The organism is Dietzia timorensis (genome assembly GCF_020742175.1).
Classification (GTDB): Bacteria; Actinomycetota; Actinomycetes; order Mycobacteriales; family Mycobacteriaceae; genus Dietzia; species Dietzia timorensis_A.
Map to the genome: position 1 here is coordinate 1 of NZ_DYXM01000085.1, position 10,080 is coordinate 10,080.

Annotated in this window: 9 protein-coding genes; 8 read left to right on the forward strand and 1 reads right to left on the reverse strand. The window is 67.2% G+C overall.

All coding sequences use genetic code 11. The annotated features are described in order from the left end of the window. The 4 genes from K8V11_RS04615 to K8V11_RS04630 all read left to right on the forward strand — a co-directional run. A partial coding sequence (locus K8V11_RS04615; RefSeq protein ID WP_303911238.1) for an aldehyde dehydrogenase family protein occupies positions 1 to 545 on the forward strand: 545 nt, incomplete at its 5' end. 49 nt (positions 546 to 594) lie between these two features. Continuing rightward, complete coding sequence (locus K8V11_RS04620) at positions 595 to 1,746, forward strand: acyl-CoA dehydrogenase family protein (RefSeq protein WP_303911240.1); 1,152 nt, start codon at positions 595 to 597, stop codon at positions 1,744 to 1,746. Next, positions 1,746 to 2,618, forward strand: a complete 873-nt coding sequence (mmsB, locus tag K8V11_RS04625) for a 3-hydroxyisobutyrate dehydrogenase (protein WP_303911242.1) — start codon at positions 1,746 to 1,748, stop codon at positions 2,616 to 2,618. Before K8V11_RS04620 ends, mmsB begins: the two co-directional genes overlap by 1 nt. 15 nt (positions 2,619 to 2,633) lie before the next feature. Further along, positions 2,634 to 3,530, forward strand: coding sequence for a LuxR C-terminal-related transcriptional regulator (locus K8V11_RS04630; RefSeq protein WP_303911244.1), 897 nt, complete (start codon positions 2,634 to 2,636; stop codon positions 3,528 to 3,530). On the opposite strand, the gene K8V11_RS04635 is transcribed toward K8V11_RS04630, so the two are convergent. After that, positions 3,527 to 5,152, reverse strand: coding sequence for a class I adenylate-forming enzyme family protein (locus K8V11_RS04635; RefSeq protein WP_303911246.1), 1,626 nt, complete (start codon positions 5,150 to 5,152; stop codon positions 3,527 to 3,529). The genes K8V11_RS04630 and K8V11_RS04635 overlap by 4 nt on opposite strands. Positions 5,153 to 5,263: 111 nt before the next feature. On the opposite strand from K8V11_RS04635, the gene K8V11_RS04640 reads away from it, so the two are divergent. The 4 genes from K8V11_RS04640 to K8V11_RS04655 form a co-directional block, all read left to right on the forward strand. Continuing rightward, positions 5,264 to 6,127, forward strand: a complete 864-nt coding sequence (locus K8V11_RS04640) for a TIGR03084 family metal-binding protein (protein ID WP_303911248.1) — start codon at positions 5,264 to 5,266, stop codon at positions 6,125 to 6,127. Between the two features lie 2 nt (positions 6,128 to 6,129). Then, a complete protein-coding gene (locus K8V11_RS04645) occupies positions 6,130 to 7,911 on the forward strand; it encodes an acyclic terpene utilization AtuA family protein (protein ID WP_303911250.1) in 1,782 nt (593 codons plus the stop codon). After that, positions 7,908 to 9,071, forward strand: coding sequence for an acyl-CoA dehydrogenase family protein (locus K8V11_RS04650; protein ID WP_303911252.1), 1,164 nt, complete (start codon positions 7,908 to 7,910; stop codon positions 9,069 to 9,071). The genes K8V11_RS04645 and K8V11_RS04650 overlap by 4 nt, the downstream gene beginning before the upstream one ends. After that, on the forward strand, positions 9,068 to 10,080 hold a 1,013-nt coding region (locus K8V11_RS04655; protein ID WP_303911254.1), incomplete at its 3' end, for an acyl-CoA carboxylase subunit beta. The genes K8V11_RS04650 and K8V11_RS04655, both read left to right, overlap by 4 nt.

Genomic DNA, 10,080 nt, shown 5'->3' on the forward strand with positions numbered 1-10,080 from the left:
TGACGTCGGAGGCACGCACCCGCGTGGAGAACTACATTTCCGCCGGCGAATCCGAGGGCGCCACCGTCGTCATCGACGGCCGTGGGACCGGAGCCGCCGACTCCGAGTTCGAAGGCGAATCCCTGGGCGAGGGCTACTTCATCGGCCCCACGCTGTTCGACAACGTCACCTCCGACATGTCGATCTACACCGACGAGATCTTCGGCCCCGTGCTCTCGGTCGTCCGCGCCGAGGACTTCGAGCAGGCGCTCGCGCTGCCGACCGAACACGACTACGGCAACGGCGTGGCCATCTTCACCCGAGACGGCGACACCGCACGCGAATTCGTCGACCGCGTGCAGGTCGGCATGGTCGGCGTCAACGTGCCGATCCCCGTGCCGATCGCGTACCACACCTTCGGCGGCTGGAAGAAGTCCGGATTCGGCGACCTCAACCAGCACGGCACCGAGGGGATCAAGTTCTATTCGAAGGTCAAGACCGTGACGCAGCGCTGGCCCTCGGGCGTCAAGGAAGGCGCCAGCTTCGTCATGCCACTCATGGATTAGCGCGCCATCGGCGCCGCAACAGAGTTGAAGAAAGGGGACCCGTTCCCTCATGCCAGTGATGACCCCCGACGAGCAGGCGATCGTCGATGCAACCGCCGACTTCGCACGCAAGCGCATCGCGCCCAAGGCCCTCGAATGGGACTTGGACAATCATTTCCCGAAGGATGTGATCCGCGAGTCCGCACAAATGGGCGTGGCGGCGATCTACACCTCCGAGGAGCACGGTGGTTCGGGGATGCGACGCCTCGACGGCGTACGCATCTTCGAAGAGCTCTCCCGAGGCTGCGCGGCGACCGCCGCCTACCTTTCGATCCACAACATGTGCACGTGGATGATCGACGAATTCGGCACCGACACCCAGCGTGCCGAGTGGATCCCGAAGCTGGCGACGATGGAGTTGTTCGCCAGCTACTGCCTCACCGAACCCGGCGCGGGTTCGGATGCGGCGGCGCTGAGCACGAAGGCCGTTCGTGACGGCGAGGATTACGTGCTCACCGGGACCAAACAGTTCATCTCCGGCGCCGGAGACAGCGATCTCTATGTCGTCATGGCGCGCACGGGCGAGGCCGGCCCCAAGGGCATCTCCACGTTCATCGTCACCGCGGACATGCCCGGCGTGGATTTCGGCCCGAACGAGAAGAAGATGGGCTGGCACGCGCAGGCCACCCGGCAGGTGATTCTCGATCAGGTGCGCGTCCCCGCGTCCAACCTCATCGGAGAGACCGAGGGCACCGGCTTCACCATCGCGATGCGCGGACTCAACGGCGGACGAATCAACATCGCCGCGTGTTCGCTCGGCGCCGCGACCGAGGCGTACTCGAAAGCCGTGAGCTATGTCCGCGAACGCGAGGCCTTCGGGCAGTCGCTCGCCGACCAGCCGACTGTCCGTTTCGCGCTGGCCGAGATGGCGACCAAGCTGGAGGCCTCCCGCCAGATGCTCTGGCGTGCCGCGCGCGCTCTCGATGACAAAGATCCAGACCACGTCGAGCTGTGCGCCATGGCGAAGATGTTCGTGACAGAGACCTGCTGGGACGTCGCGGACCAGGCTCTCCAGCTCTTCGGCGGCTACGGCTACCTGCACGAATACGGCGTGGAGAAAATCCAACGCGACCTTCGGGTCCACCGGATCCTCGAGGGAACCAACGAAATCATGCGCATGGTGGTCGGGCGGACTGCCGCCACGCGCGGACTGGGAGCATGATGAGCACGATCGCATTTCTCGGACTCGGGAACATGGGCGGCCCCATGGCAGCGAACCTGCTGGCGGCAGGGCACGCTGTGCGCGGCTTCGACCCCGTACCCGCGTCGTTGGAGGCCGCGGTGTCCGCGGGCGCAACCGGCTGCGACAGCGCAGTCGACGCGGTGAGCGGAGCGGACGTCGTCATCACCATGCTCCCCAACGGCGCGCTCGTCTCGCAGGTCTACGACGAGATCCTCGGCGCGGCCACCGAGGGCGCGTTGTTCATCGACAGTTCGACCATCTCGGTCGACGATGCCCGCACGACCGGCGAACGCGCCCGCGCCGCCGGGTTCGCCCACATCGACGCACCGGTCTCCGGTGGTGTCAAGGGCGCCACCGCCGGCACGCTCGCGTTCATGGTCGGCGGCTCGGAGGAGGAGTTCGCACGCGCGAAGGACGTCCTCGAACCGATGGCGGGGAAGATCGTCCATTGCGGCATTCCCGGCTCGGGCCAGGCCGCGAAACTCTGCAACAACATGATCCTCGCCGTGCAACAGATCGCCGTCGGCGAGGCCTTCGTCCTCGCCGAGAAGCTCGGCCTGTCCGAACAGGCGCTCTACGACGTCGTCACGGGGGCCACCGGCAACTGCTGGGCGCTCGAGGTCAACTGCCCCGTCCCCGGTCCTGCGCCGGCATCCCCGGCGAATAACGACTTCCGCCCGGGCTTCTCCACCGGACTGATGCGCAAGGATCTCGGCCTGGCCATGGACGCGGTCGAATCGGCCGGCACGACCGCGCCGATGGGCGCCGCTGCCGCCGCGATGTACACCGAGTTCGCCGAGGACAACGCCGACAAGGACTTCAGCGCGATCATCGGCAAGCTCCGCGGATAGTAGGAAATAACACTCATGCCCACGCAGACCCATCTCCGACCCAGCGATTCCGAGGCGCTCGGCGCCGCCTTCCGCGAGCTGCACAAACGAAGCGAATTCGATGTCGTCTTCGGCGGAGAATGCGTGGACGGGTCCGTCGCGCTCCGTAACGTCCTCGGCGGTCGCAGCCAGGCGCTGCGCGAAGTCGAGGTGGAGAGCGGACGCGGACTCGGAGGCCGCGTGCTCAAGACCCGTCGTCCCGCCGAGGTGCGCGACTACGAAAATTGCGACGCCATCACGACCCACTATCGCCACGCCGTCAACCGCGAGGGTCTGCGCACGATCATCGCCATGCCCGTCGTGGTCGGCGGGGGAGTGCGCGCGATGCTCTACGGAGGTCTGCGCGCGGTGTCCTCGCTCGGCGACGCCACCCACAAAGTCTTCGCCACTGCGGCGAATAATCTCGCCATCGAGTACCGGGTGCGCGACGACGTCGACCGGCGCCTGTCCATGGCGGAGGTGGCGTCCGCGGAGGCGAAACACGGGCTCGAGCCGACCGACCGCGAGCGCCTGCGGCTGCTCCACGGCGAGCTCCACGCCATCGCCGCCGAGCTCGGCGACAACGACCTCGGGCGCAGGCTTCTCGCCGCCGGCGACTCGCTCGCCCGCGTCGGAATGGGGCCGAACCCCGCGGCGCCGGACGTAGACGCAACACCGGGTATGACGTCGGACAGCCGTAAATTACTGTCTCCGCGCGAGGTCGCCGTCCTCAGCCAGGTGGCGCTGGGGTGCTCGAATGCCGAGGTCGCGGCTCGGCTCTCGTTGTCCCCGGACACGATCAAGACCTACATGCGCAACATCTCGGGCAAACTCGAAACCCACTCGCGGATGGAGTCCGTCGCGCGGGCGCGGCTGCTCGGCTACCTGCCCTAGCGGGCGCCTCCCACGTCGCGAAGCTCGACCTTGCGAATCTTGCCTGTCGCGGTCTTTGGAAGTTCGGCGACTATATGGACCTCGCGTGGGCGCTGCGCGGTGGACAGGTGCCGCGTGCCGAAGTCGAGAATCGATTCGACGAGTTCACTTTCACCCGGGGCGTCGTCGCCTGGCACGACGACCGCCACGACCTGCTCTCCCCATTTGTCATCCGCACGACCAATCACCGCGACCTCCGCAATGTGCGGGTGGTCGGCGAGTGCGCGCTCGACCTGCAGGGACGACACGTTTTCCCCGCCGGATTTGACCACGTCCTTCACGCGATCGGCGAACCACACAACTCCGTCCGAATCCATCCGGCCGAGGTCTCCGGAATGCATGAATCCGCCGGTGAAGACCTCGGCGTTGGCCTCCGGGTTATTCCAGTACCCCTCCATGACGGTCGGGCCGCGATAGGAAAGCTCGCCGTCGGCGTTCGCACCGAGCACGTCGGGTCCACCGGGCGTGGTGATCGCGTGGAACGTCGACGGCGATGGATGCCCCCAGGCGCCGGCGGTGTCCGGGTAGTCCTCCGGCCACTGCAGAACGGTCGCCGGGGTGCATTCGCTCATGCCCGAACCGAGGACAATCGCCGCCTGGGGCATCGCCTTCGACACGCGGGCGTAGGCAGCCTCCGACATCGGTGCCATCGCGTATACGACGTGTTCGAGGGAGGCGAGCGATGCGCCGGAGGACTCGGCCTCGGCGACGACGGCTTCGAGCATCATCGGCAGCGCGAGGATCATGTTCGCCTCGACCTCGGCGATCGCCTCGACAAACGTCGCGGGGTCGAAGCCGGGGAGGAGCCGGATCCTGCCCCCGACGCTGAGGTAGCTCGTCAGCACTCCATTGAGCCCGGCGGTGTGGAACAGCGGCAGCGCGAGGACCGTGGACGCCCCTTTCACACCCCACGACCCGCCGAACAACACCGCGTTGGTCAGGCCCGCGAAAGACACCGACAAATGGCTGGTGAGCACGCCCTTCGGCCGGGACGTCGTGCCGGAGGAATACAGGCACTGGACGATCTGGCGGTCGGTGATGATCGTGTTGAGCCCGCGGTCATCGGAAGACAACACGTCCTCGAAGCGGAGCAACTCGGCAGGGGAGCCGTCGATCGGGTCCAGCGTTTGCCCCTCGGGCACATGGGTGACGACGACGTGCGTGATTGCCGGTGCGAACGCGAGCCCCTGCGTAATCAACGGAAGTAGAGACGAGTGCACGACGAGAACGCGGGTCCCGGAATCGGTGAGGGCGTGCAGGATGTTCTCCGCGCCGGCGAGGAGGTTGACCGGCAGCGCGACCATTCCCGCTTTCGCCGCGGCGAAATAGGTGGCGACGAACTCGCGCGAGTTCGTCGAGAAGATCGCCACCGGCTCGGCTTCCTCGATACCGAGCGCCAGCATGCCGCGCGCCAAGCGATTGGAGATCGATTCCAGCTCGGCGTAGCTCCACGACCCGTCGTCGTCGATCAGTGCTGTTCTGGGGCCGAACGTTTGGGCTCCGCGCGAAGGGATGTCGCCGACGCTGCAGCGCCGGGCCAGCGCGTGGGCGGAGGGGTCGATGCCGGACAGGTCGAGTTCCATGGCTACTCCGATGTTGTGGTGCGGATCACATTCCAAGTGTGCGTGATACGGACGAAAAAAAGCAAGCAAGCATGATTGCTTTTTTCGGCGAGTGGGTGCATGGTGGATTTCGTGACGGACAATAATGTGACCCACGACATAACAAAGGGTCCGGCTCCACTGGACGGCGCGTTGGACGCCCTGGCCGTACTGGGGCGGCAGCTCGAGGAGCTCGTAGAGGCCGCGGGGGAGGCGGGCTGGCACGCCGACACTCCCGCCGAAGGATGGGACGTGGCGACTCAGATCGCCCACCTGCACTGGACCGACAGAGCATCGCTTGCTGCCATCGGGGACAAAGCCGAGTTCGATGCACTCGTCGAGGGCGCGGTGGCCGATCCCGAGGGCTTCGTTGATACCGGGGCGCGCGAACTTGCGCTTCTGCCTCGCGCAGAGCTCCTGGCCAAGTGGCGGGAGGGCAGGGATGAGTTGGCCGCAAGGCTCGAGTCACTCGACCCGGGCACCCAGATCGTCTGGTTCGGTCCACCTATGCGGCCGAAATCGATGGCTGTCGCACGCATTATGGAAACGTTCGCCCACGGCTACGACGTCGCCGACGGCCTCGGCGCGGTACCGCCGGGCTCTCCCGTCTCGGACCGCGCCCCGGGTTTCAACGGCACCGCCGCCGAGGTCGCCTCGCTGCCCTTCGTCGCGCGCATCGGGCACCGCACACGCAATTTCTCCTTTCAGCTGAACGGCGAGGAACCACCAGCTTCGGAGTTCGGGCTCGCCCTCGCAGCTCCCGGTGGCGACACCGTCACATTCGGGCCGGGCGACGCCGAGCAGACCGTCACCGGCTCGCTGCGCGACTTCTGCCTTCGCGTCACCCAGCGCATGGCACTACGCGACACCGACCTTGTTGCCACGGGCGCAGACGCCCGCCGCTGGCTCGATATCACACAAGCGTTCGCCGGGCTGCCCGGCAAAGGAAGGGACTGAACATGTCCACGTCCACCGGCAATCGACCCGTGCGCATCGGCAACTGTTCGGGCTTCTACGGAGACCGCCTCTCGGCAATGGAGGAGATGCTGCGAGGCGGCGACCTCGATGTCATCACCGGCGACTATCTCGCGGAACTCACGATGCTCATCCTCGGCAAGGACACTCTCCGTGACCCGGACCTCGGCTACGCGAAAACGTTCCTCCGCCAGCTCGACACCTGCCTGGCACTCGCGCTCGACAAGGGCGTACGCATCGTCGCCAACGCCGGCGGGCTCAACCCGCACGGACTTGCCGCCAAGGTCCGCGAGCTCGCCGCCGCCCAGGGGCTCGACGCTCCCGTCGCGGTCGTCGACGGCGACAACCTCATCGAGCGTAAGGACGAGCTCGGCGTGCCCGACGCGATGACCGCGAACGCCTACCTCGGCGGGTTCGGCATCGCACGCGCGCTCGAGGAAGGCGCCGCCGTCGTCATCACGGGACGCGTCACCGACGCCTCGCTCACCGTCGGTCCGGCCGCCTGGTGGCACGGATGGGGCCCGGAGCGCCTCGACGAAATTGCCGGTGCGATGGCCGCCGGGCACGTTATCGAATGCGGGACGCAGGCCACCGGCGGCAATTACGCCTTTTTCGATGACGCCGAGGTAGGCGATCTCCTGTGGCCGGGATTTCCGCTGGCGGAGGTGGCGGAGAACGGCGATGCGGTGATTACCAAACACCCGGGAACCGGCGGAGCGGTGACTCTGGGAACCGTCTCGGCGCAGCTCCTCTACGAGGTCGCCTCGCCGAGCTATTTCGGCCCCGACGCGACATTACGGCTTGACACCATCGCACTCTCCCAGGAAGCACCCGATCGGGTGCTCATCTCCGGTTGCCGTGCCGACCCGCCACCTAAGACGTACAAGGTCGCGACGACCACGGTCGGCGGGTGGCGGAACGAGATGACCTTCCTGCTCGTCGGCCTCGACATCGAGGCGAAGGCGGCGCTCGTCGAAAGACAGCTCCGCGCGCGGCTCGACCCCGCGCCCGAGCACCTTGAGTTCCGTCTCGCCCGCACCGACCATCCGGACGCCGACACCGAGGCGGCCGCCTCCGCTCAGCTCACCGTCGTCGCCCGTGACAACGACGCCGCGACTGTCGGCAAGCCCTTCTCGGCCGCGGCAGTCGAGCTCGCGCTCGCCAGCTATCCCGGCGCCACTCCCACAGCACCTCCCGGAAAAGGCGGACCCTTCGGCGTATACGAACCCAAATTCATCGACGTCGCCACCGTCGAGCACCGCCTCACACTGCCCGGAGGCGAACAGGTAGTCATCGACCCGTCCCCGCTCGCGGGCGAACCCCCGCGAGTAGACGAGTTGGCGATGGAGCCGACGAGCGGTGAAGCCGCGTCCGCGCCCGATGCGGGGGGCGACGGAGTGCGAGCCCCACTCGGCCGGGTCGCCGCCGCGCGTTCGGGGGACAAGGGCGGCGACGCCAACATCGGCGTGTGGGTGCGCAATGACGAGCAGTGGGACTGGCTGCGCACAGCGCTGACCACCCGGCTGCTGCGCGAGCTGCTGCCCGAGGCCCGCGAACTCGATATCGAGCGTCACGAATTGCCGAACCTGCGGGCGCTCAACTTCGTCGTCCACGGCATCCTCGGACGAGGCGTCGCCGAGGGCTACCGCTTCGATCCGCAGGCAAAGGGCCTCGCCGAATGGCTGCGCTCGCGCGTCGTCACCATTCCCGCGCACCTCCTGCCCGCCGGATACGACCCTCGTGAGGACGGGGTGGCCGCGCAATGACGACCGCCGAATATTGGAACTCGGACCACGTCCGCGACCTTGCCGAGATGGTCACCGGTTTCGCGAAACGGGAGATCCTGCCGAACCAGGACGCGTGGGAGCACGACGGCAGTCTGCCGCGGGAACTGCACCGCAAGGCGGGCGCGCTCGGTCTGCTCGGCGCGAGTTTCCCGCAGGAGGTGGGCGGCGAAGGCGGGGATATGCGCGACTCCGTCGTCATCTGCGAGTCGTTGCACAACGCCGGAGTCTCCGGCGGGGTGTTCGCCTCCCTGTTTACCTGCGGCATCGCGCTGCCGCACATGGCGCAGGCGGGCTCGCCCGGGCACATCGAGCGCTGGGCGCGGCCCACTCTGGCGGGGGAGAAGATCGGCTCGCTGGCCATCACCGAGCCTGGCGGCGGGTCTGACGTCGGACACCTACGCACTCGGGCCGTCCGCGACGGCGACCACTTCGTCATCGACGGTGCGAAGACGTTCATCACGTCGGCGCCGCGTGCGGACTTCCTCGTCGTCGCGGCACGAACGGGCGGCGAGGAGCTGCGCGGCGCAGCCGGGCTCAGCCTCATCGTCGTCGAGCGCGACACCGCCGGGCTGCACGTGTCCGAACCGCTGGAGAAGATGGGCTGGCGGGCCTCGGACACCGGGGAAATCTCCTTCGACGGATGTAGGGTCCCGGCCGACAATCTCATCGGCGAGGTCAATTCCGGGTTCGCCCACATCGCCGGTGCATTCGTCACCGAACGCATCGCCCTCGCCGCGCAGGGGTACTCGCACGCCCAGCGCTGCCTCGACATCACGCTCGACTGGGTGCGCACGCGTGAGACGTTCGGGGCCCCACTCATCACCCGCCCGCAAATCCAGGGCACCCTCGCCGAGATGCACCGCCGGATCGAGGTCGCGCGGACCTACACCCGGCACGTCGCCGATCTCTATGTCGCCGGACACGACGCCATCGCCGAGGTGTGCCACGCGAAGAACACCGCCGTCGAATGCGCCGAATGGGTGGCGAACAGCGCGCTTCAACTCCACGGGGGCCTCGGATTCATGGAAGACACCGAGGTCAACCGCCAGTACCGCGACGTCCGCCTGCTCGGCATCGGCGGCGGTACCACCGAAATCCTCACCACACTCGCAGCCCGCAGATTGGGGTTTGATCGATGACTATCCTGAAATCGACCGTCGACACCGGTGCCGAAGAATTCCGCGCGGCCCGCGAGGTCATGCTCACCCGTTGGGACGAAATAGCCGCAGAACACGCCAAGGCACTCGAGGGAGGCGGCGAGGCGAAGCTCGCCAGGCACCGCAGTCGCGGAAAGCTCACCGCCCGCGAACGGATCGACTCGATTCTCGACGTCGGATCGCCCTTCCTCGAGGTCGGCGCGCTCGCAGGCTGGGGTTCGGATTTCCACGTCGGCGGTTCGGTGATCGCTGGCATCGGCACTGTCTCGGGCGTTGAATGCCTGCTCGTCGCCAACGATCCGACGATCCGCGGCGGCACCTCGAACCCGTGGACACTGCGCAAGACACTTCACTGCAACCACATCGCCGAGCGCAACAACCTGCCCGTGATCAGCCTCGTCGAATCCGGCGGCGCCGACCTGCAGACGCAGAAGGAGGTGTTCATCCCCGGCGGGCAGCTTTTCCGGGACCTCACCAGGCTGTCTAAGAAGGGGATACCCACGATCGCCGTGGTCTACGGCAACTCCACCGCGGGCGGCGCCTATATTCCCGGAATGAGTGACCACACGGTCCTCATCGACGGCCAGTCCAAGGTGTTCCTCGCAGGCCCACCGTTGGTTAAGGCTGCCACCGGCGAGATCGCCGACGACGAAACGCTCGGCGGTGCCGGGCTCCACGCACGCGAATCCGGGCTAGGCGATTACCTCGCCGCCGACGAGCTCGACGCCGCCAGAATCGCCCGCGGCATCGTCCGCCGGATAGGCCACGCCAAGCAGGGCCCGGCGCCCAGACCGGACTTCGACGAGCCGCTCTACGACCCCGAGGAGCTGCTCGGCATCGTCGGCGAGGACCTCAAGGTGCCCGTCGACCCGCGCGACGTCATCGCCCGCGTCGTCGACGGCTCGGACTTCGATGAATTCAAACCGCTCTACGGCTCCTCACTAGTCACAGGGTGGGCCGAGATCCACGGCTATCCGGTCGGGATCCTCGC

Bases quoted from the DNA above. Each gene is read 5' to 3' on its own strand.
- K8V11_RS04620 (WP_303911240.1), top strand. From the start codon at position 595: ATGCCAGTGATGACCCCCGACGAGCAGGCGATCGTCGATGCAACCGCC.
- mmsB (WP_303911242.1), top strand. From the start codon at position 1,746: ATGAGCACGATCGCATTTCTCGGACTCGGGAACATGGGCGGCCCCATG.
- K8V11_RS04630 (WP_303911244.1), top strand. From the start codon at position 2,634: ATGCCCACGCAGACCCATCTCCGACCCAGCGATTCCGAGGCGCTCGGC.
- K8V11_RS04635 (WP_303911246.1), bottom strand. From the start codon at position 5,152: ATGGAACTCGACCTGTCCGGCATCGACCCCTCCGCCCACGCGCTGGCC.
- K8V11_RS04645 (WP_303911250.1), top strand. From the start codon at position 6,130: ATGTCCACGTCCACCGGCAATCGACCCGTGCGCATCGGCAACTGTTCG.
- K8V11_RS04650 (WP_303911252.1), top strand. From the start codon at position 7,908: ATGACGACCGCCGAATATTGGAACTCGGACCACGTCCGCGACCTTGCC.